Annotated in this window: 19 protein-coding genes and 1 tRNA gene; 9 read left to right on the top strand and 11 right to left on the bottom strand. The window is 42.5% G+C overall.

Going from position 1 to position 21,504, the window contains the following annotated elements:
• Both QZT69_RS15235 and QZT69_RS15230 read left to right on the top strand, forming a co-directional pair.
• A partial coding sequence (locus QZT69_RS15235) for a DUF4374 domain-containing protein (protein WP_294676994.1) occupies positions 1–711 on the top strand: 711 nt, incomplete at its 5' end.
• Positions 712–847: 136 nt separating this feature from the next.
• Positions 848–1,696 carry a hypothetical protein gene (locus QZT69_RS15230; protein ID WP_294676993.1) on the top strand — a complete coding sequence of 283 codons (849 nt, stop codon included), beginning with the start codon at positions 848–850 and terminating at the stop codon, positions 1,694–1,696.
• A 45-nt stretch (positions 1,697–1,741) separates the two neighbouring features.
• Here the strand turns inward: QZT69_RS15230 and QZT69_RS15225 are convergent, their stop codons facing one another.
• The 4 genes from QZT69_RS15225 to QZT69_RS15210 form a co-directional block, all read right to left on the bottom strand.
• Positions 1,742–2,620 (bottom strand): SdiA-regulated domain-containing protein, encoded by an 879-nt coding sequence (locus tag QZT69_RS15225; protein WP_294676987.1) that lies wholly within the window; start codon positions 2,618–2,620, stop codon positions 1,742–1,744.
• 87 nt (positions 2,621–2,707) lie between these two features.
• The gene (locus tag QZT69_RS15220) at positions 2,708–3,073 is read right to left on the bottom strand and encodes a hypothetical protein (RefSeq protein ID WP_294676984.1); all 366 of its coding nucleotides are present in this window, start codon (positions 3,071–3,073) and stop codon (positions 2,708–2,710) included.
• On the bottom strand, positions 3,073–4,101 hold the full coding sequence (locus QZT69_RS15215) for a glycosyltransferase family 2 protein (protein WP_294676978.1): 1,029 nt from the start codon (positions 4,099–4,101) through the stop codon (positions 3,073–3,075). The genes QZT69_RS15220 and QZT69_RS15215 overlap by 1 nt, the downstream gene beginning before the upstream one ends.
• Positions 4,102–4,109: 8 nt before the next feature.
• Positions 4,110–5,564, bottom strand: a complete 1,455-nt coding sequence (locus tag QZT69_RS15210; protein WP_294676972.1) for a GWxTD domain-containing protein — start codon at positions 5,562–5,564, stop codon at positions 4,110–4,112.
• 175 nt (positions 5,565–5,739) lie between these two features.
• Here QZT69_RS15210 and QZT69_RS15205 point away from each other — a divergent pair.
• Positions 5,740–5,824, top strand: a tRNA-Ser gene (locus QZT69_RS15205).
• 137 nt (positions 5,825–5,961) lie between these two features.
• Here the strand turns inward: QZT69_RS15205 and QZT69_RS15200 are convergent.
• Together QZT69_RS15200 and QZT69_RS15195 are read right to left on the bottom strand one after the other, a co-directional pair.
• Positions 5,962–6,999: an MBL fold metallo-hydrolase gene (locus QZT69_RS15200; RefSeq protein WP_294676965.1), complete on the bottom strand. Its 1,038-nt coding sequence runs from the start codon at positions 6,997–6,999 to the stop codon at positions 5,962–5,964.
• 82 nt (positions 7,000–7,081) lie between these two features.
• The gene (locus QZT69_RS15195; protein WP_294676959.1) at positions 7,082–7,816 is read right to left on the bottom strand and encodes a DNA-formamidopyrimidine glycosylase family protein; all 735 of its coding nucleotides are present in this window, start codon (positions 7,814–7,816) and stop codon (positions 7,082–7,084) included.
• A gap of 136 nt (positions 7,817–7,952) precedes the next feature.
• Between QZT69_RS15195 and QZT69_RS15190 the strand changes: the two genes are divergently transcribed.
• From QZT69_RS15190 to QZT69_RS15180, 3 genes are all read left to right on the top strand, one after another.
• The gene (locus tag QZT69_RS15190; RefSeq protein ID WP_294676952.1) at positions 7,953–8,312 is read left to right on the top strand and encodes a nuclear transport factor 2 family protein; all 360 of its coding nucleotides are present in this window, start codon (positions 7,953–7,955) and stop codon (positions 8,310–8,312) included.
• Between the two features lie 4 nt (positions 8,313–8,316).
• Entirely contained in the window at positions 8,317–8,850 is a 534-nt protein-coding gene (locus tag QZT69_RS15185) for a Crp/Fnr family transcriptional regulator (RefSeq protein WP_294676948.1), read from the top strand.
• Positions 8,851–8,941: 91 nt separating this feature from the next.
• Entirely contained in the window at positions 8,942–9,547 is a 606-nt protein-coding gene (locus tag QZT69_RS15180) for a DinB family protein (protein WP_294676943.1), read from the top strand.
• 110 nt (positions 9,548–9,657) lie between these two features.
• Here QZT69_RS15180 and QZT69_RS15175 read toward each other — a convergent pair whose 3' ends face one another.
• The 5 genes from QZT69_RS15175 to QZT69_RS15155 form a co-directional block, all read right to left on the bottom strand.
• Positions 9,658–9,999: a tRNA-binding protein gene (locus QZT69_RS15175; protein WP_294676938.1), complete on the bottom strand. Its 342-nt coding sequence runs from the start codon at positions 9,997–9,999 to the stop codon at positions 9,658–9,660.
• 23 nt (positions 10,000–10,022) lie between these two features.
• A complete protein-coding gene (locus QZT69_RS15170) occupies positions 10,023–10,379 on the bottom strand; it encodes a hypothetical protein (RefSeq protein ID WP_294676932.1) in 357 nt (118 codons plus the stop codon).
• A 33-nt stretch (positions 10,380–10,412) separates the two neighbouring features.
• Positions 10,413–10,997: a WG repeat-containing protein gene (locus tag QZT69_RS15165; RefSeq protein ID WP_294676928.1), complete on the bottom strand. Its 585-nt coding sequence runs from the start codon at positions 10,995–10,997 to the stop codon at positions 10,413–10,415.
• A 26-nt stretch (positions 10,998–11,023) separates the two neighbouring features.
• Entirely contained in the window at positions 11,024–12,235 is a 1,212-nt protein-coding gene (locus tag QZT69_RS15160) for a hypothetical protein (protein WP_294676922.1), read from the bottom strand.
• Between the two features lie 179 nt (positions 12,236–12,414).
• On the bottom strand, positions 12,415–15,684 hold the full coding sequence (locus tag QZT69_RS15155) for a S41 family peptidase (RefSeq protein ID WP_294676917.1): 3,270 nt from the start codon (positions 15,682–15,684) through the stop codon (positions 12,415–12,417).
• A gap of 373 nt (positions 15,685–16,057) precedes the next feature.
• Between QZT69_RS15155 and QZT69_RS15150 the strand changes: the two genes are divergently transcribed.
• From QZT69_RS15150 to QZT69_RS15140, 3 genes are all read left to right on the top strand, one after another.
• Entirely contained in the window at positions 16,058–16,642 is a 585-nt protein-coding gene (locus QZT69_RS15150) for a T9SS type A sorting domain-containing protein (RefSeq protein ID WP_294676910.1), read from the top strand.
• Between the two features lie 238 nt (positions 16,643–16,880).
• Entirely contained in the window at positions 16,881–18,167 is a 1,287-nt protein-coding gene (locus QZT69_RS15145; RefSeq protein ID WP_294676894.1) for an aminotransferase class I/II-fold pyridoxal phosphate-dependent enzyme, read from the top strand.
• A gap of 234 nt (positions 18,168–18,401) precedes the next feature.
• Positions 18,402–21,257 (top strand): M43 family zinc metalloprotease, encoded by a 2,856-nt coding sequence (locus tag QZT69_RS15140; RefSeq protein ID WP_294676881.1) that lies wholly within the window; start codon positions 18,402–18,404, stop codon positions 21,255–21,257.
• Positions 21,258–21,504: the final 247 nt, after the last annotated feature.

Raw genomic sequence — 21,504 nt, 5'->3', positions numbered from 1 at the left:
CAATTGAATATGTGGCCTACAGGAACATACATCAATAATGGGAAATTATACGTGTCTTATTATCCGCTGCACGGTGCTTCCTGGGATACTCCTAAAACCGATACGGCTTATGTGAATGTATATACTTACCCGGGATTGAATTACGTGACTACGTTTAAGGATGCCCGCACAGGACCGATCGGTTATTACGGAGGTTCTCCTGCAATTATTGAAGATGAGAATGGGAACCACTATACCATTTCCACTTGTTCATTAGCCGCAGGATATACACAAGCCACAAAACCTTCAGGAATCCTTCGGATTAATTCAGGTGAGCAGCAATTTGACAACAGCTATTTCTTCAATACCGAAGCTTTGGGGTATAAAATCCTGACAGGTGCTTATGTGGGCAACGGAAAAATGATTGCGCGCGTAGTTCCTAATTCCGTGGATGCACAATCCGGAGGAAGCTGGGCAGCGTTTGGAATTGATGTTCCGATCCACCAGATCGCAATTTTGGATTTGAACAGCCAAACCCTGCAGATCGTAAATGATGTTCCTGCACATGGCGGACAATATTACACCCCATTCTATATGGAGAACGGAAAAGTATTTATTTCTGTGAACACCGGATCGAATGCGTATATCTATCGGGTCGATCCTTCAAACGGAACAGCACAGCAGGGAGCAACAATCGATGGGAAATCCATTCAGTGCTTCTTTAAATATTAAAAAAATAACCCTATAACCCGATTACTTCAGACAAAAACCCGTGGGATGGAAAAATTTTCCGTCTTACGGGTTTTAACTTTTGATCCCGATACACACAGAACCAATTCTTTGCTAATTTTGCACCAAACTTAGACAAATGAAATTTCATGTTCTTCTAATAGCCCTGGCTAATGCCATGACTATTGCTATGGCCCAAACTCCTCAAAAGGCCGAGATCTGGAAACCTAACAAAAAAGGCTCTTTTTATCTTTATTGGGGGTGGAACAGAGATGCTTACACGAAGTCAGATATTACATTTTGGGGGAAAGATTATGAGTTCAAACTGGACAATGTCATCGCAAAAGACCGTCAGTCTTTATACCGTTCCAATTTGTATTTGAATCCTGCAACCATGACCATTCCTCAATACAACTTGCGTTTCGGTTATTTCTTCAAGGATAAGTACGAAATATCGATAGGTGCAGACCACATGAAATACGTTATGAAAAAATTCCAGACTGTAAATATGGATGGTCATATTGAAAATTCAGGAACTGCTTATGACGGCCAGTACAACAATCAACCCATGGTAATGGATACTGCATTTCTAATGTTCGAGCACACAGACGGATTGAATTACCTGAATGCTGAGGTCAGAAGATCGGATGCCTTGATCAGTGTGAAATATTTCAATTTAAGTGCGAACTACGGTGGAGGTTTCGGCGTATTGGTGCCTAGAACAAATACCACACTGATGGGAAATCGCCGCCACGATGAATTCCATCTGGCAGGTTATGGGATCGGATTGGCAGGAGCTTTAAAACTGAATTTCTTCAAATATTTCTTTATTCAGGGTGAAGCGAAATATGGTTTCATTCACATGCCTGATATCCGCACTACCTATGATAAGGCTGACAGAGCGAAGCAGCATTTCTTTTTTATGCAGTACAATGTGGTCTTCGGAGCGCAGTTCCAATTGACGAACAGAGTTAAAAAAGAGAATTAATTGCGAAGTTGCCGTTCTAAATAACTGCGACGTACTATTGCGGAATTACATTTTTTCTTTGAAAAGCAGGATCTTCGGATCTCCGTTTTGGCCTTCGTTGGAGATGTACAAATCCCCGTTATCCATAATTGCAATTCCTTCTGCTTTATTGAATTTCTGGGGGTCCAGCACTTCAAGGTGGATAATTTCACCTTCCGGATTAAATACAAAAAGGTAATAATCGGATGCGCTCAGAACATAAAGAAGGTTGCTTTCGGGATGAATATAAATGCCGGAAATCTGGAACTTCAAAGCAGGTTCTTCCTCATTCGGTTTCTTCTTACTGGGTCTCGTCGGTAATTCGATTTTGTTCCGAACCGCAAATTCCTTGATGGAAGTAATGTCATAAGTATAAAGCGGCTCGGGATTCAGCTTGTTCTTTTTCAGGTCGAAGGCGTAAATAGTACGCAGGTTCTTGAATTCAGCTCCTTTGGCAATCTTGCTTTTGGAACCTATCAGCAGCCGGTTGTTTTTGTGATCGAAACAAAAGCCCTCATTATCCTTGTTTGGAATTCCGGTAGCAATGGAGTCCAGTGACCATTTCGCGGATTGGTAATTGCGAATCCGGAATAAAGTGGCATCACTTCTCAATACAAACATATCTTTTCCAACCGTTGCAATACCTTCGTAATCACCAGGGCCGGAAAAGTGGATCTTCTGACTGACCGTTTTGCTTTTCAGGTCGTAGATAAAAACAATGCCTTCTTCATCCTGGACACAAGCCAGAGTTTTGGCATCAATGCTGGTAGTTCCGGAAACTTCTCGTAATTCAGCGGGTAAAATAATAATTTGGTCTTCCTGTTTCAGGTTGTAGGGAATTCCTTGCTGGCAAAAAGAACCAAAACTCAGGACCGTAAAAGAGATAAAAAGAAATCTGGTGCTCATAGGATAAATGTAGTAAAGGCGAGGGGAAATGACTTTTGCTTTAAGAGGAATTAACGATTTTCTTTCGGGCGATAAATTGGTATTTGATTACAAAGTCATTTCATGAAACAGCTTTGCATCCCGGATAATTGCCAGCAGCTCCGGTTTTTTTAGCAGACTTTTGCTCATTTCTACGTAGCGTGTTTTTTTTCCTGTACCCTCAAGTAAACGGTGTTTGTTGGAAAGTTCAACACCTTTGCTGAAAGACAATTTTACTCCTTTTTGCGACGGGAATAAAACGCAGATCATTCCTTTATATCCCGGACCATAGCTGAAGGCAAGCATTTTTGCCGCAATATCCAATTCCTGCTGACTGTTGGGAAGTTCCCGTTCCAATAAAAACTGTGTTTCCAGGAATAACTCTCTAACGGAATGCGGGTAACCACCTAAAAATATGGCAAGGGAAGAACTCATTACAAGTCGAATTTTCGTTGATTCAAATCCTTGAATTTACTTATTTTTTGAACATAAAGTGCCCAAAGAATACTTCCCCTGTAAAAAGGAATAGGTGCTCTGCGGTCTAATTTTTTCCACTTCCTGCGCTCTTTCATAGATGACGGAAGATGATTGTAGAAAGACATATGTGCCCTGAAAACTGCCCAAAAATGCGGGGGCTGTCCTCTCAGTAAAAAGATGAAAGCAGCAAGTCCGTCAAAACAAAACCTTCTGAACAATACGTACGTCAACCCGACGCGCTGATTCTTGTGGATCATTAAAAGGCTGTTCCTGAAATTTAGGAAAGTCTTTTTGGGGTTCATATAATTTAAGGTTCCTCCGCCAACATGATAGACTACGCTTTGTGGATTTACTTCAAAATGAAGTCCCATTCGCTGAATCCGCCAACACAGATCGATTTCTTCCATGTGCGCGAAAAAGCGCTCGTCGAGTCCGCCTGCTTCCCAATAGGTTTTGGAACGGATCATCAGACAGGCTCCGGTAGCCCAGAATATCCGTGCCGGATAATCGTACTGACCTTCGTCCACTTCCACATGGTCCATAATTCTGCCCCGGCAAAAAGGGTAGTGGTATTTATCTAAAAAACCTCCTGAAGCTCCGGCATGCTCAAAAGTATCCCGGTTCTTAAAAGAATGGACTTTTGGCTGACAGCCCGCAACCAGCTCGTTTTTCATCGTTTCAACCAATGGCAGCAGCCAGTTTTCGCTTACTTCCACGTCGCTGTTGAGTAAAACGTAATAGTCAGCTGTGACTTGTTTCAGGGCATCGTTGTAACCTTTTGCGAATCCTCCATTGGATTCGTTGATCACGATTTCCATCTCCGGAAAATGTTTTCGGGTCCAGGCAACCGAGTCGTCGCTTGAGGCATTGTCTGCCAGTACCACTCGAAAAGGTTTCGAATAAGCCACAACCTGCGTTAAAAATTGTTCTAAGAAATGCTTTCCGTTCCAGTTTAATATGACAACGGCAATATCAGGATTTTGCACAAATAGATTTAATCTTGTTCGTAATAATAGCCGCTGTTTGTACCGTATTGATTGTTTCCGCTATTGCTGTCAACATTGGAGGCACCGCTGTTGCGTTTTACAAGCATCTCCTGCCATTTATAATTCTGCTGTTCTCCAACCATGTCGGAATGCAAGAGGCGATAAGCATTGTTTACCAGGTCAGGATTATAGAATACAAAGCGTTTGTTGCTGAAGGTCTTGATCTTGTAATAGTGCCAGATCTCATAAGGGTATTCTGCCGGTGAAGTCTCTCGGACAATAATCGTATTCGGCTGACCGTATTGTAAATAAACTCTTCCGCGATCTGTTTCAAAACCATCCTGGAAATTGTTTCCGTAATTCTTTTCAACAAGCTGTACATTTTTCTTGTAATTCAGCCATTGCTCAGATGCATTCGCTCCGGCAGTTTGAATCCAGAATTGTTGAATATGCTTGCGGCAAAGGTCCGGACTTTTTGCTTTCAGGGTTTTCATGATCGACTTCACTTCAGCCGGTCTTGCTATCGGGATCAAGCTTGCCAAATAGTAATTCAGGGAATCATCTGTTATAGAAGCCTGGAAGTTGGGATCCAAAATAATCTCTTCTACATCTTCAGCAAGTTCGATATCGTTGATACGTTCGAAGAAATAATCTGCTGCCTGACCGATTGTTTTGCTGTTGCGATCAATTACTTCCAGCGTCAGGTGATAAGATCCCGAAGGTAGTTTCGTAATATCTATGTTTCTTAGTATTGGAATAACCGGACTTGGTTTTAGCTTCGTAAAGCGGGTGAAGCCAGGCATAACCTGATTTGTCTGGGACGAAACGATTTGTTGCCGTAAACCAAAGCTGCTGTCCGGGATAAGGTGCGAGTTATACACTTCCACATAATAGGGAATGTTGGACATTGTTTGACTGTAGAAATTGGAAATCCGCGGAATGATCTCATAACCGCTTTTCTGGAAAGGTGATTGCATATTATTGCTTGGGGAAGCAACTTCAGCGATCAGGATATCTGAGGTAGAAACCTTCGTATAGGTATCCGGAATAGAGATCTCTACTTTTCCGTCCAGGGTTTTATCTTTTCCGTAAAGGTCCTGCAGGCTTACATGTGCGATGTAATTTCCGGGTTGTAAAGGGATTCGGATATTGTCGAAGAAATCTTCCACGATTGAATCACGCATTCTCGGGCTTTCCAGGGCAAATGCATTCGTGTAAACCGTGTCTCCGCCAGGCTCGCTGGTTACAATCGTCGATACGGCAATTTTTGCCTGGAGTACAGAGTCAACAGGAGCAAACTTAATGGTATAAGCGACAAATTGGAATTGCAGATCGATATATGGTCCTTGTTCAGGTGAATAATAACTTTTGTAATCGATGAAAGCTTTCATCTGATTTTTCTGCCCGAAAGAATTCGCAGCAAGAAGGATTAAAGTTAAAATCACCAAAAGTGGCTTTTTCATAATTCAAAAATAGGTATGGTAAAGATAGTGCATTTGAAAGGATTTACCGAAATAGAAAGCCCGGAAATGAAAAATCATTGATTAAACGGTACTGATTCTCAGGTAACAAGTAAATAACTTTTATTTTTTTTGGTTTAACACTTGCCAAAAAGGAAAATAGCACTACTTTTGTCGCGGAGAGTTGGCAGAGTGGTCGATTGCGGCGGTCTTGAAAACCGTTGTACCGAGAGGTACCGGGGGTTCGAATCCCTCACTCTCCGCAGGAAATTGAATCCCGGCGCGCCTTTGGCGGTCGGGATTTTTTCGTTGGTGGCTTGCCGAAATGGATTTCGGTGAAGATGAAACAAATGGTGGGCATGCGATTAATCGCATGCCCACAGGTTTTCAATCCTAATCATTATTGAACGGTATATTTCCCGTTCGAATCAACCAGCATGATGATATTCCCTGTCCAGCAGGTGCAATAAATCTCTTTTTTCACATCGATTATTTCCGGAGTTACTTCCTGGCCCGGATAAGCATGAACTTTAACTTCCTGCTTCCTGTTTGTCAAAGAAGCCTGGTTGTTCAAAAGCTCTACGACCGCTCTCCTTGGATGCCCGTGGTCAAATGCCGATCCTCCATTTCTATGCGCCGTGTCGCCGGCACTGATTACGGCAATTTTAGGAGATAAAATATCTAAAAGCTCCTTATTCGTTCCGTTTTCAGCTCCGTGATGCCCCACATGGTAAAAATCCACGTCAAATAACGAAAGGTGGTTGTGGTATTTTGCTGTCAGGTATTCGATACCTTCAATTTCCAAATCTCCGGTAAATAAAAGAGAGGTCTTTCCATAAATTAGTTTGGAAACAATGGAATTGTTGTTCGGACTTGAAAAGTTGGAGGGATAGAAGTTATGACCATTTACGGTGTGTTTGATCTTTATGGAAACTTCACCCGAATAAAGCATTAGTTTAGGAATAGTAGTTCCTGCGGTGACCAAATTTCCCAGGTTCACTTCATACCCTTTTGGCATCAGGCTATCCATCAGTCGATAGTCCATGAATTCCAGTTTGATCTTTTCGTTCTTTGCAGCTTTTTCGACTTCTTTTGTGAGCTTGAATTTGGAGGTGATGATCCGTTTGATGCTATAATTCTTTGACAAATCCCTTATCAGGCTGATATGATCATAATGATTGTGCGTGATGATGAGTACATCAATGGTCTTCTTCAGATCGGTCCGTCTTTCGTAGAACTTTGCGAGATAGTTGTTCAAAGAAGTGCGGCTCGGAGTAATATTCTTGAGTTCTCCTCCGACATCAATCATCACGACACCTTTGCTAAATTCCAACAAAGTAGCATCTGCCTGGCTGACATTGATAAAATGGGCCTTGAAATCGTCTCCTTTTGCATAAAGGCTGAAAAAGAGCAGTAAAGTGAGCAGTGTATTTTTCATCGTGAAGGATTTGAACCGGCAAAATAGTGATTTACCCGGTAACAAGTTTCAAGATCTTAAAAATAGTGCCCGGAAGCCTGGGTTATGCGTATAAGATCTGGCAGTTTGAGCAGCTGAAACTGCGTCTGTTCTTTGCTCCGGTATGTTTTTTAGTGATGGGAAGGTTGCACCGTAAGCACCAGGCTTTTGTATGTGCGAGCCAGTGCTTTTTTAGTTCGTATTGTTTTTTCCACTCTAAGAACTGGAAGCTGTAGATCCGTGCTTCTTTGATCAGTTCATCCAGTTTTTTGGAAGGCAGTTTTCCTATCAATGATTCCGGATGGACTCTGATGCGGTACAAAACTTCGTTTTTAATAATATTTCCTACACCGGCAAAAATGTCCTGTTCGAGCAGTGCATCACAAACAAGCATGTTGGGGCGTTCTTTGAGTTTGGCTTTTGCTTTTTTTGCATCCCAGGCATCATTCATGACATCAACACTCCAGTCATAGTGAGAGTCCAGGTCGCCTTCCAGGAATTTGACCGAGCAGGAATAGAAGTTCAACTCGCCGTTATCGAATGTAAACGACAAGCGTGGATCTGTACCCGGTTTTTCTTCATCGATTCGGTAACTGCCGAACAAGAGAAAATGAATGCGCAGCGTGAAACCTGTGAAACAGAGCAGGAAATGCTTGCCCCAGCTTTGGATCGAAATCACTTTTTGATCTGCGAGCCTGGCTTGGTCAATTTTACTGTTCCCTCTCACTGAAAGGATTTTTTTTCCTGTAAACTTCCAGGCTTCCTCTTTTAGAATAACTATGGATGGACCTTCGGGCATATTTGTTTGTTTACCTAAAATTTGGGAAGATCCTGTGTGATTTGTGTTGTATCATCAGATGGAAAGATTACAGGAATTACAGTTGTGGAATGATTTTTCAGACCTTCTTTGTATTTTTAGTCATCAAAGGATTCACATGACACCGAAAGAAGTTTTAGAAAAATGGATTCGCTTTTTCAATGAAGCGGATAGCGAAAATATTGCTGAGTTGTACGCTGAGAATGCGGTCAATCACCAGGTAGCGAATGAACCGGTTATAGGCAAGGACGCAATCAGGGAAATGTTTGAACGGGAGTTTGGAAGTGCTGAAATGGTCTGTATTCCTGAAAATATTTTTGAGGACGGAGAATGGGCGATCTTAGAATGGAAAGACCCGAAGGAAATGCGAGGCTGCGGTTTCTTTCATGTCAAAGAAGGTAAAATTGTCTTTCAGCGCGGATATTGGGATAAACTTTCCTTTCACAGGTTGTACGATATTCCTTTAAGTATTCATTGAGTTTATGAAAAGGAATGAACTGATTGCACTTATTGAAAACAATCAATTGATAGACCGGGAAATGATCCTGGAACGAAATGCATTTCTAAAGCCAGCAGGAAGTATTGATACCAATATCTATTTCGTCGAAGAAGGCAGTCTGCGGGTTTATATCCTGGATGAGAACGAAGAACGGACGATCCGTTTTGGCTATCAAAACAATATTTTGGTTTCACTGGATTCGTTCTTAACCGAAAAACCGTCGGAATTCGTTATACAGGCACTGAAGAAAACGCGGGTAAAAGTAATTCCTAAAAAAGGGTTCATGGAATTTATTTACCGGGACGAAAACAACCTGAAATTGTGGGCAAAGATCCTGGAAGATTTGGTCATCCAGCAAATAGAACGCGAAAAGGATCTGCTGGTTTCTTCCCCGAAAGAGCGCTATGAGCGTGTACTCAGAAGAAGTCCGATCCTGTTCCAGGAAGTCTCAAACCGGCACATTGCAAACTATCTGCGCATGACCCCGGAAACACTCTCACGACTGAAAAAGTCTTGATCTCAATCAATGTTTTTTTAAGGCTTATGTCTGACCTTTGTCGAAAATTCAATGGTTCCGCGCCTGTGGACCGGAACTTAAACAAAAGCGGATGAAAGTACAGACAGAAGTATTGATTACAGACCTGATGAACAGAACGAAACAGTTGATTCTGGAGGCAGAAGCTCTGAAAGAAAAATCAGAAGAACAGCTGAATTATAAACAGCATTCCGAAAGCTGGAGCGTACTGGAATGTTTGGAGCATCTGAATTTGTACGGGCGTTTTTACCTCCCGGAAATTGAAAAACGAATTGCTGCCTTCCCCCTTCGGAGAGCCTGTCCCGACAGGAACTCGTCGGGAGGGACTGAGGGGGAGGATGTTAAGCATTGTTTCGATCCTGTCTTCAAAAGCGGCTGGTTGGGAAACTATTTTGCGAACAGCATGCTCCCGAAACAGAAACTCAACAACATGAAGACATTCAAAAATATGAATCCGCTGAACAGCAAACTGGACAAAAAAGTCATAGACGAATTTATCAGCCAGCAGGAGCAAATGCTTCGTTTACTCGAGGAATCCCGCAAAATCAGCCTGAACAAAACCAGAACAGCGATCAGTATTTCGAAACTCATCAAATTGAAATTGGGAGACACATTCCGGTTTGTGATCTATCACAACCAACGACATATGGTGCAGGCGCAGAGAATTCAAAATGTATAATTCAAAATTCAAAAGAATTGAAAAATTGATAATTGAAAAGAAGAAATCCGGATAAGTGAAATTGATTTGAGAAAGTATAACCGAATCCTTTTCAATTTTAAAATTTTCCATTATCCAATCCGTGTTCCGTTTTTCACCTTTCTTTCCGGCTGCAATAAAGTAACCTCTTTGTTCTCTCCGATTCCTCCCAGTATCAGGCATTCGCTCATCATGTTGGCAATTTGTTTGGGCGGGAAGTTGATAACAGCGACTACTTGTTTCCCGATCAGTTCTTCGGGGGTGTAAAGTGCCGTAACCTGTGCAGATGTCTTCCGCAGACCGAATTCCCCGAAATCGATGGTGATCTTGTAAGCCGGATTACGCACTTCCGCAAAGATTTCTGCTGAAAGGATTGTCCCTACACGCATTTCTACGTGCATGAATTCGTTCCAGGTGAGGGTGTTTGTGTTCATTTTAAGTTTTTTCAATGGACTGTTTAATCTTCCCAACCATTATTCTGCCGGTCGTACTTTGCAAATTCACCGCTGTCTGTAAATTCGGAGGCTGTCATGGATAATTCAAAAATGGCGTCGCCGTCCCAGCCTGACTGAAAATAAACTGCTCTGTCTGTCAGTAGGGCTGAAATCCCGTATTGATCGTTGTGAAAATGGGTTCCGAAAGTACTTCTTCTTTCTTCGACAAATTTATAACGCTCCAAACGGATGGTTAATGCCTTGATTTGATCAGCAGAAAAAGGAACCAGATAGTCTTCTTTTTCAAAGAAATCAGGATCATTGCTTTGTTCCTCGCGCTGTCTTGTTTCGATCCTGAAGAGTTGTACGTCGTAGCTCATTGTGTATTTGTGCTTCTATAAATCGATCAGTTGTTATTGAATCTTCCTTCCCTGCTGATCAATATAAAACCATTCGTCACTTTTTGAGGATGAGTGCTCACCGTCACTAATTACCTCACAATTCAGAGCGACCCTGGCTTTACCGTTCTCAAAAGGATCTGCGCAGCTGTAAATGGCCGGGATCACGACTTTTCCGCTTGGGTCCGCAAATCCTATCTTCCCGTTTCGTTTGATGCGGAAAAGGCCTTCCACAATGTAGTCGGGGCCGTTGTCAAAAATATATGCTTCGAAAATGACTTCTTTGTTCCGGTTGATGGCAACCATTCCCCGGTCTTTGAAACGTTCATCCGCCACATAGGCGAAGGTTGTGAAAATTGTGCTGAAACAGTTGTCAAATTCTCCCGTTTGAATAATGGTATCGCCCTTTTTATTCAGGAATGCAAAAGAATTTCCGGACTCATCAGGTGTTCCGAAAAGTGTGTCTTTAACAGGTAAGATATCCGCATATTCCAATGTCGGAGAAGCAGGTTCCGGCATTTTCAGATCTACTTCCTTTGGTTGGGGAGAACAAGCCGTGAGGGCAGAAAAGATCAGAAATGGAAAAAATTGTCGTTTCATCGTATTGAGTTCATTTCAAAGAAGTACTAAGATACTTCAATTAGACTTCGTTGATGCATTTCGCGGTAAATAAGCCCGAGACAGCTTTTTCCTTCTGCTTGTGGATCCCAATACATTCCGTGTACTCTGATGCTGTAAAGGGAGATGAAATCAATGATACTGTTTGGATTATGAGCGGAAACTTCATAATTCAGGTTCACCGGTTTGAGTGCATTTGCCTGGATGCCGAATTGCGCATCACCGATTTTTGCATCTTTCCTGAAATTGGTCCCCAGGGCATCAGCAATGGAGTAGACATTCAGCCAGTGAAGTTTGTCTCCCAGTTCCATCCGGCGATTTTTATAGAATTTCGGATAATAGGAATTGACAAATTCGAACGGTGTCCCTATGGTGATGATGGCTTCGCAAAAAAGTTCGGCATTCCGGGAAGGATTATTCCCATACGGGTATACATAATCGAGGGCTAAAATACTTCCGAAACTATAGGCGTGGAAGTGAATCTGACAATTTTCCTCGTGTTCGGAAATGTAGTCGACCAGGAATTCCAGGTTTCCCTGGATTAACGTTTTCTGAGATCCGCGCTGCATGTAATCATTGGCACAAACGAATTCGGTGGCCAGGTTTGAAAGCAGGTTGTTTGCATTGGGAACAATCAGGAGCAGCATTGCTGTTATGGGAACAATCGCAAGTGATAGTTTTTCAAAGAAGTCGAGTTGCAAATGCTCGATCCCGACTCTTTTTTTAAATGCCGCTATTGTTTCCAGGTTTTCCTGCTTTTTTAAAAAACTGGCTATTACTTCTGCTGTAGCCGGAAGCATGATCAATACCGCCGAAGCAATAATTAGAAAGATCATAAAAACATAAACCGTTTGCATCGGACGATTGTAACTTGATCGGATAAATAATCTGGTCAGGATCAGCGGGAATTTTCTTAAAACCAGCAAAAACAACCACAGATTTTTCACAATCAGCGAATAGCTGTTGAATTTGGCAGTCAGGATCTCATGGTATTTAAAATCATAGATTTTATAAACAGGATTGTCCGGAGTTGTTTTGTCGCAGATACTATAAATCGTGCTTTCCCTGTCTTCCCGGTACTTGATTTTCTCCTTTTTTACTTCGAATTCTTTCCCTTGCGTATTGACCATTAATTCGTTTTTCAGACGCTCGGTATATTTTTCCGCCGATTCATTGGTAACTGACTGACCAAGACCGGAAATGTAAATTCCCACTTTCATATCAAAACGGGGTTAAGGTGTTTGGGAAACCGGATTGGATTGTTGGCAATGGTTTGTTCGAATGTCATCATGAATAGTTTTCAGTTTTCAGTAGTGCAATGTATTCCTTTTTAGGGAAAAACAAAAATCCCCGGTCACTGAACGTAGTCGAAGTGCCGGGGATTCTTAGTATGTTTTTATTATTTTCCTAACAACACATCCACTGCTTTTTTCAATTGCGCATCTTCGCCTTTGAGCATAGTGTTGTAATCGTTTGCGACTTTATAATCCGGTTCACACTGGTTGTTCTCGTAGTATTTTCCGTCCATGGTCATCACACCTACCTGTGGAATCCCGAATACCAATGAGTTATCCTGCAGGTTTTCCCACCAAACAGCTGTTCCTGTTCCCGGAACCGGCATACCAACCAGTTTCCCGATATTCAATGTTTTGTAAACAACGGGGAACATGTGTGCATCGGAGTAGTTTCCTTCACCCATGATCACACAGCTAGGTTTGGTCCATTTGGATCCCGGTTCAATCCCTATCTTTTGTCCTCTCGGAACAAAATTGATGTATTGTTTTCCGGAAAGGAATGTTGCCAGATCGTCATGCAGCCAGCCACCGCCGTTGAAGCGCGTGTCTACGATCAAAGCTTCTTTGTTGATGTATTTCCCCATAACCTGGTTGTAGAATTCGCGGTAACTGTGATCGTCCATTCCGCGAACGTGCATGTAGCCTAATTTTCCGTCGGATAATTTCTCTGTCATGGCCTGCATACGTTTAATCCAGCGCTGGTAAAGCAATTCGTTCTGTGCTCCGGCAGAAATCGGTTTAATGATCTCTTCCCAGCGTTTCCCGCTTGCAGGATCGTAAATGGCAAGTAGAACAGTCTTTCCTGTTTTGCGGTTCAGCAGCGGGTAGTAATTCAGTTCCGGTTTGATTTCCACACCGTCAATTTTTTCGATGATTGCCCCGGCTTTGATTTTTGTTTCGGCACTAACCAAAGGTCCTTTATCCAGCACTTCTGCGATTTTCAATCCTGTTCCTGTGAACGTTTCATCGAAAATAGCTCCAAGCTGTGCTGTTTCGTCGCCATTTTCCTTACGGGAATAGAACCGGCATCCTGTGTGGGAAGCATTCAATTCACCCAATAATTCGCTGCACATTTCAGCAAAGTCGTAGTTGTTATTGATATGAGGGAGGAATTTGGCATAAGTGGTTTTGTAATAATCCCAATCCGTTCCCTGCAGATCCACTACATAGAATTTTGTTTTGACTTGTCTCCACATGTGCTCGAACAAGTATGAGCGTTCTGCATAACTGTCCTGGGTACGTTCAGCTCTGAAAGGAATGTCTTTTCGTTCGCCTTTTTCCAGGTCTAAACGGGTTAATTTTCCATCAATAACGGCGAAAATGTTCTTTCCGTCCTTGTCCATAGAAGTACTCCAGATGCCTCTCGCTTTTAAGGGGATAAGCATTTTCGTTTCATGGTCTTTGAAGTCACGGACATATAAGTTGTTGCCGTCTTCATTGGGAGAGATGTAGTACAGTTTCTCACCTTTCGGGTCCAGGAATGCATCCTGCAGGAAGGAAGAGTTTTCTGTCAAACGAACCTGGCGATCTGATAATCCGTTCAAATCGATTTTTAAAGGCTCGGTTTTCTTAGTTGTATCTGCTTTTTCGCCTTTGCCTTTTTTAGCCGTTTCAGGTTCTTTGGACTTCTCTTTCTCTTTGTCGTTCTTCTCTTTTTGTTCCTTCCAAAGCTCGTAATCTGCTTTTTTCATTTTGAACAGGTCGTAAGCGTTTTGTTCCAGGAAAAGCGCATAAGCATCCTGCTGGGAACCATGGCTTGCCACATTTTTCATTCCGTCTCGGTTGGAGAACCACAAAACAGCTTTCCCGTCCATTTGAAATTTCGGCCCGCCGTTTGAAAAACCGTTTTGGGTCAATTCAAGCATGGGTTTTCCACCGCTTACATCCACCAACCCGATCTGCTCATGCCAGTTTCCGTCCTGTAGGAAAGAAACCAGGATGTACTTACTGTCAGGTGCCCAGTTGAAAGTTTGATCACCGTCACTGTAAGAATAGTTTTTCGTTGCAGGAAGCACGTTACGGATTTTCTTGCTAGCAATGTTGTAAACGCTTACTGCAGTTCTGTTTTCCAGGAAAGCGATTTCTTTTCCGTCCGGTGAATATTGCGGCTGGAAGGATTCGTTTTCGGTAACTACCAATGCTTCTTCTTTCAAAAGGGTAGAGGCATAGAAGTAACTGTCTTCTTTCCGCACCCTGGTTGTTTGGTAAATTCCCCAGATCTTATTTCGTTCGGAAGCATACAAAATGGCTTTTCCGTCCGGTGAAAAACTCACATTTCGCTCTTCTTCGGGAGTGTTGGTGATTTGTTTGGTAACTCCATTCTCCAGGGAAACCGCGAAAACATCTCCGTGGCTCGTAAATACGACTTCTTTTCCATTCGATGACACAGCGATTTCACCTGCGCCTCCGGTTTCCACTTTATTTTGGATATCGGCATTTCGGTCTTCGGTATTGATCTGAATGCTTACTTTTTCCGGATTTTGACCGTCTTTTTGCGTGTAAATTTCACCGTCATAGCCGTAACAAAGTGTGTTGTTCTCTGAAATAGAAAGGAAACGCACCGGGTTTTTGTCGAATTTCGAAACTTGTGTTGCTGATGCAGGTGAGCTTGGGTTCATTTTCCAAACATTGTAGGAACCACTTTTCTCACTCAGGTAATAGATACTGCTTTCGTCGCTGTTCCAAACAGGGTTGCGGTCTTCACCTTCGAATTCTGTCAGCTTGGTGAATTTGTCACCGCTTTTTTCGTACATCCACAGGTCACGGGTTACAGAAGACTGGTGGTGTTTTCTCCAGGGATCTTCGTATCCTTTTTTGTCGTGGAAAATCATTTTCGTTCCGGCTTTATTCCATTTGATATTTTCTGCTGTGATCGAAAGTTCCTGTTTTTCACGACCTCCGTCAATTCCGACAGAGTAGATCTCTCCCAAAGCTCCGTAAGGAAATTGTGACATGGCTGCATTGTCTACGCGGGCTGCGGTAAAAACGACGCGTTTTCCATCCGGTGAAACACACTGCGGGTAATCGCCGCTGGAGTTGAATGTCAGTCTTTTGGTTGTTCCGCCTTGTAAAGGAACAGAGAACACGTCGAAGTTTCCATATCGGTCAGAGGCGAAGTAAATGGTTTTTCCATCCGGTGAAAAGACGGGCATAAAATCGTATGCTTCACTCAAAGTAACAGGTACAGCAGTTCCTCCGGCTGCGGCAACCTGGTAAATGTCTCCTTTATAGGTAAAGACGATTGTTTTTCCATCCGGTGAAATGACCGGATAACGCATCCATAGTGGTGAATTGGAAGGTTGGTCAGGCGGGTTAGGCATCCGAAGGCTCATAACCATTGCGCCAATCATGACCCAAGCAAATAGTTTCTTCATAAATTGATTTTAGAATTTTAAAAATAGAGAAAAGTTGGATATGAGAGCCGGGACAAATGTGGGACGGCTTTTTTTAATTACGAATGTCGAATTCCTAATTACGAATTGATTGAGTGAAGGGCTGAAAGGCATTCAAATGTTCAAAAAAGAATAAAGTTAACTTCTTATTTGAACCATTTGAACCATTTGAACCATGTTTAACTCTAAAAAAGATCCCGTATAAGATGTTCTAAGAGAATTGATACAATTAGTAATTTGTGAATCTGAATTTGTAATTGGTTTCCAACCTTTCTTAACATTGCGCGTTATTTTCATTGTTAACATTTAATAATATAACAAGGTCTTTGTACCTTTAAGTAAAAACAGTAAGCTTATGAAGAAATTTACACAAGTGATTATGATGTGTTTGGCTCCGGTAGCATTCGGACAAACGAATTATACAATTGATGCACAGGGAATGTCCTGGTCGCCGAACGATCTTACGATTGATTTGGGTGATTCCGTAACGTGGGTTAACAACGGTGGTGGCTCTCACAACCTGAACGGAACAACAACTACTTACCCGGCAAACCCGGAATCTTTCGGAATGCCTACAGTAGGAACAACATGGACTTTTGGTAAGCGTTTCAACGTACCGGGAATTTACATGTACCGTTGCGATCCGCATGCTGGTTCCATGACCGGAAAAGTAACAGTTGTTGATCCAAGTTTGGGAGTGGGAGAGAACACTGCTACTGCGATCAGTTTCGGACCGAACCCGGCAACAGAGACAATCTCTATTCAAACCAAAGCAACCGATTTCAGTGTTGTGATCTATGACATGGCCGGTCACCAGGTATTGTCGGAGAATTTGAAAAACAAGAAGGAATTGAACATTTCTTCTTTGAAACAAGGAACGTATGTGATCGAGATCCGTGCGGAGGGAACAATCGTTCAGGATAAGTTTATCAAGAACTAATCTTTTTGGAGACAAGATTTTGAGAGTCATGAGTCAGGACTGTATTCCAGGTCTTGACTCATGACTCTTGTCTCTTAATATACTGAAGTCCTAACATCCTGATATCTGTTTCACAACCGCTTAACATCCCCTTTTAACCTCTTACTAACTGAAGTCCGTAGTTTGACCGAATTTTAAGTTTTCGTTTCATGAGTGCTAACAATTGTGTATATTTTTGCAACACTAAATTAAAGTAGTCATGGATACAAAAAATGAACTTTCAACTCCCCGTGTTTCCAAGCTGGCAGAACACATTATTGGTTCTGAGATCATCAAGTTGGCCGCTGAGGTGAATGAGAAGATCAGGCAGGGAGAAAAGGTTTACAATTTAACGATCGGAGATTTTAATTCGAAAGTGTTCCCGATTCCCTCCGAGTTAAAGCAGTTGATTCAGGAGGCTTACGAAGATGATCAGACCAATTATCCCGCAGCTGATGGAATGCTGGAATTGCGCGAGGCAGTTTCTCAGTTGTTGAGCAAGCGCGGTGATTTGGAATATGCAAGTGATGAAATTGTGATTACAGGTGGTGCGCGTCCGGCTATCTATGCTATTTTCAAGGCTGTTGTTGATCCGGGAGATGCGGTGATTTTCCCGGTTCCTTCCTGGAATAACAATCATTATACTTATTTAAATAATGCCCGTCCGATCCTGATTGAGACGAGTCCGGAAAATAATTTTATGCCGCGAGCAGAAGAGATTGCTCCGTTCCTGGGAGAAGCAAGTTTACTGGCTTTGTGTTCTCCGTTAAATCCTACCGGGACTGTTTTTTCCAAGGAAGACTTGACGCAGATCTGTGATTTGGTATTGGCTGAGAATAAAAAACGCGCACTTTCCGGTGCGAAGCCTTTATATGTGATGTATGACCAGATTTACTGGCCTTTGACGCATGGTTCTATCGAACATTACAACCCGGTTTCCCTTCGCCCTGAAATGCGTGAGTATACCTTGTTTGTTGATGGGATTTCGAAATCATTGGCAGCAACCGGTGTTCGTGTGGGTTGGGCAATGGGACCAAAGTTCCTGATCAATAAAATCAAATCCATTCTGACACATGTCGGTGCATGGGCCCCGAAAGCCGAGCAGGTTGCTACAGCGAAGTATTTGAATGAGCTGAGTCAGTACGATGCCTATTTGAACCACATCAAATCTGAAATCAATGCACGGTTGGTTGGTTTCTACAATGGGATTCAGTCTTTGAAATCAGCCGGTCACAAAGTAGATGCCATTGCTCCGGAAGCAGCGATTTATTTAACAGTACAGTTCGCATTGCATGGTTTAAGAACCGAATCAGGGAAAGTACTCGAAACAACTCAGGATGTAACGAAATACATTTTAGATGAGGCAAAAGTAGCTATCGTTCCGTTCTATGCCTTTGGTTCTTCAGATGATTCCAATTGGTACAGACTTTCAGTGGGTACTTGTAAATTGGAAGACGTTGACGGAGTGATTTCGAATTTGAAAGCAGCTTTGGAGAAATTGAACTAAAAAGGTGTAAAAATCATAAGGAAACCCTGATAGTTTTTATCGGGGTTTTTTCAGTTAAAACAAGTTGTTATTTCAACTATAGCAAGTGTTTTTGTGAAATAATTAATATCTAAATTCGTCGGAAAGATATTCACAATTTGATTGATTGGAATCAGAATGATCAGATTCAAATGATTTTTTCATTAAATTTCACTCCCAGAACTACAAAACTATATTCAAAATTAAACTACGCTTATGAGAAAATTCCTCTTTTCTGCGGCCATGCTGTGTGGGTTTACGTCCTATTCGCAGGTTGCACAATCGAAGCAGCAACAGTTTGTTTCTCCACAAACACAAACTGTTGAGAAATGCAGCCAGCATCATCACATGCAGGAAATGCAAATCAAAGATCCGGCACGTTATGCAACTATCTTTAAAGATCCGTTGCCAAATCAGGGGACGAAACACAAACCAAACAGCGGAACAGAGAAGCTGACAGGTGTTATTTACACGATCCCGGTTGTTTTCCACATTATTCATAACAACGGATCAGAAAACATTTCGGATGCACAGATCCAGGATGCTTTAAATATCCTGAACCGTGATTATCGAAAGCTGAATGCGGATACGAGTCAGATTGTAGCAGCCTTTCAAGGTGATGCCGCCGATGTGGAAATTCATTTTGTTTTTGCTACCGTAGCTCCAAACGGTGCCTGTTTTTCCGGAATTACAAGAACAATCAGTACGACTACCTTTGATGGTAGTGATGGTGAAGTTCAGGTTGCTGCCGTGGTCAACGGGAACAATGTATACCAGGGAATCTGGCCGCATAACCGCTACTTGAATATCTATATTGCAGATGATATAGGTGGTGCAGCGGGTTATACTTTTAATCCGAACAATGGTGGAACGGCCCAGCAGCAAATGTATTACAACGGTGTTTTTGCTTTGCATAATTACACCGGATCAATTGGAACTTCGAGTGTTACGAATAGTAGAACATTGACACACGAAGTTGGTCACTGGTTGAATTTGTCTCATGTTTGGGGAGCTAACAACAACCCGGGATCTGCAGGCTGTGGTGGTACGGATAACGTAAATGACACTCCGGCAACGCAAGGTTCAACATCTTGTGCGCTTACTCAAAACTCTTGTTCAACGGATAATGCTTATTGGGGCTTTGATCAAATCGACCAGGTACAAAACTATATGGACTATTCTTATTGTTCAAAAATGTTTACGCAGGGCCAGGTAGATCGCATGCGTGCTGCAATCATCAGTTCCGTAGGAGGTAGAAACAATATCTGGACAACTGCCAATTTGAACTTAGTAGGTGGTGGTCCGGGAACATCTTTGTGTGCATTGGATTTCAGTGCTAACCAAACTACCATGTGTGCGGGAACAACGGTAACGTATACTCCAAGCCAAACTTCGGGTATAGCGACTTACTCCTGGTCTTTCCCGGGAGGAACACCTGCAACATCTACAGCTGCAAGTCCAACAGTTACTTACCCGACAGCTGGTACTTACAATGCAAGTTTGAGTATTACTGCTACGTCGAATGGAGCTACTTATTCCAAATCGAAGACAAATTATATTACAGTAAATGCAAATACAACCGTTAGTTTACCTATTACGGAAGGTTTTGTTTCTACTACTTTCCCTCCAACGGGCTGGACGATTGTTAACATTGGAGGTACAGGTACCTGGACCCGATCCGCTTCTGTGGGGCTTGCACCAACGGCAAGTAATTCTTTAAGGTTTGACAATTACAATATCCAAACAGGGGATGATGAAATTCGTTTACCAAAGGCTGATATTGCGGCTTACTCGAGTGCTAGTTTAGTGTTTGACGTAGCTTATGCACCTTATGATGCGACCAATTTCGACGGATTAGAAGTGTTGGTTTCTACGGATTGCGGAGGAACTTTTACATCTGTCTACTCTAAATCCGGAACTACTTTGGCAACAGCATCAGCTACGCAGAATTCTTTTGTTCCTTCTGCGGCACAGTGGAGATCTGAGACGGTTGATCTGACACCTTTTGTTGGGAATAGTTCCGTGTGGATTTCCTTCAAAAACCTTTCCGGGTATGGAAACAACATTTACATCGACAATATTAATGTCACTGGAATAAGCGGAACTCCTGTTGCTCCTGTTGCATCGTTTACTTCGACTAACCAAACTGTTTGTGCAGGGCAATCTGTTACTTATACGAGTACTTCTACAAATAACCCGACTTCATACAGTTGGTCATTCCCGGGTGGAAATCCTTCAAGTTCTACTTCTGCAAGCCAGGTAGTTACTTACCCAACTGCAGGAACATACAACGTAACTTTAACGGCTACAAATGCAGGTGGATCGAATGCATCCAATCAAACAGGTTATGTTACGGTAAATGCGATTCCTTCAGCTCCGGCAATCACTGCAGGTGGAGCAACAACATTCTGCCAGGGTGGTTCCGTAACGTTGACTTCTTCTACCGGATCGGCTACAACATGGTCTAATTCGGCGAGTGGTTCTTCCATCACGGTAAATGCTTCCGGAAATTATACGGCTACCACAACGGTTGCTTCCTGTACTTCGGCTGCGTCTAATACCATTACAGTAACGGCTAACTCGAATCCAAACGTGATATTCAGCGGAGTACCCATGTTGTGTGTGAACGATGGCCCTTACACCTTATTCCAGGGAAGTCCGGCTGGAGGAACTTATTCCGGAACCGGAGTAACAGGAAACCAGTTTAATCCCGGAACAGTGGGGGTGAGCTCTACTACGGTAACTTACAGCTATACCAATGGAAACGGATGTTCCGGATCAGCGCAGACAACGGTGGTGGTTGACGGTTGTGCGTCGATTTCGGAAAATGAACTGGATTTCATCCTGGTTTACCCGAATCCGTCTACCGGATTATTTACTGTTTCTTCCGGAGATGTAACTATGAGTTCCCTGAAGGTATACAATGCCTTGGGTCAGGTTGTTTATGAGGTTTCTGATTTGCAAACAGCAAAACAGGATGTTGATCTGAAGCACATGGCGAAAGGTGTTTACACACTTCGTGTTTTGACAGATGCAGGAACACAGCATATACCGGTTGTGTTGGAAAAATAAACGGATTATCAATTCAGGAAAGGCTGTTACATTACGTAGCAGCCTTTTTTGTTTGTGTGCAGCCCACTTCGCCAATTTTCTAATTTGCGAGTTTGCCAAAAAGCAAACGCAAAAACAGGATGTTGATTTTTACACAAAAAATTCGGGTTATTGTTTTATTTAAAAATGCTGTACGGAAAATCGCAACAGTCTGAATTTGAGGTGCGGAATTCCGTTTTCTATTCCTATGCATACCTAGCAAATTTGT

This window comes from uncultured Fluviicola sp., assembly GCF_902168135.1.
In the GTDB taxonomy this organism is placed as follows: domain Bacteria; phylum Bacteroidota; class Bacteroidia; order Flavobacteriales_D; family Crocinitomicaceae; genus Fluviicola.
This window is presented reverse-complemented; position numbering and strand designations above follow the sequence as displayed.

Bases quoted from the DNA above. Each gene is read 5' to 3' on its own strand.
- QZT69_RS15195 (WP_294676959.1), bottom strand. From the start codon at position 7,816: ATGCCCGAAGGTCCATCCATAGTTATTCTAAAAGAGGAAGCCTGGAAG.
- QZT69_RS15165 (WP_294676928.1), bottom strand. From the start codon at position 10,997: ATGAAACGACAATTTTTTCCATTTCTGATCTTTTCTGCCCTCACGGCT.
- QZT69_RS15170 (WP_294676932.1), bottom strand. From the start codon at position 10,379: ATGAGCTACGACGTACAACTCTTCAGGATCGAAACAAGACAGCGCGAG.
- QZT69_RS15145 (WP_294676894.1), top strand. From the start codon at position 16,881: ATGGATACAAAAAATGAACTTTCAACTCCCCGTGTTTCCAAGCTGGCA.
- QZT69_RS15200 (WP_294676965.1), bottom strand. From the start codon at position 6,999: ATGAAAAATACACTGCTCACTTTACTGCTCTTTTTCAGCCTTTATGCA.
- QZT69_RS15185 (WP_294676948.1), top strand. From the start codon at position 8,317: ATGAAAAGGAATGAACTGATTGCACTTATTGAAAACAATCAATTGATA.
- QZT69_RS15190 (WP_294676952.1), top strand. From the start codon at position 7,953: ATGACACCGAAAGAAGTTTTAGAAAAATGGATTCGCTTTTTCAATGAA.
- QZT69_RS15175 (WP_294676938.1), bottom strand. From the start codon at position 9,999: ATGAACACAAACACCCTCACCTGGAACGAATTCATGCACGTAGAAATG.
- QZT69_RS15230 (WP_294676993.1), top strand. From the start codon at position 848: ATGAAATTTCATGTTCTTCTAATAGCCCTGGCTAATGCCATGACTATT.
- QZT69_RS15140 (WP_294676881.1), top strand. From the start codon at position 18,402: ATGAGAAAATTCCTCTTTTCTGCGGCCATGCTGTGTGGGTTTACGTCC.
- QZT69_RS15180 (WP_294676943.1), top strand. From the start codon at position 8,942: ATGAAAGTACAGACAGAAGTATTGATTACAGACCTGATGAACAGAACG.
- QZT69_RS15150 (WP_294676910.1), top strand. From the start codon at position 16,058: ATGAAGAAATTTACACAAGTGATTATGATGTGTTTGGCTCCGGTAGCA.
- QZT69_RS15155 (WP_294676917.1), bottom strand. From the start codon at position 15,684: ATGAAGAAACTATTTGCTTGGGTCATGATTGGCGCAATGGTTATGAGC.
- QZT69_RS15220 (WP_294676984.1), bottom strand. From the start codon at position 3,073: ATGAGTTCTTCCCTTGCCATATTTTTAGGTGGTTACCCGCATTCCGTT.
- QZT69_RS15210 (WP_294676972.1), bottom strand. From the start codon at position 5,564: ATGAAAAAGCCACTTTTGGTGATTTTAACTTTAATCCTTCTTGCTGCG.
- QZT69_RS15160 (WP_294676922.1), bottom strand. From the start codon at position 12,235: ATGAAAGTGGGAATTTACATTTCCGGTCTTGGTCAGTCAGTTACCAAT.
- QZT69_RS15225 (WP_294676987.1), bottom strand. From the start codon at position 2,620: ATGAGCACCAGATTTCTTTTTATCTCTTTTACGGTCCTGAGTTTTGGT.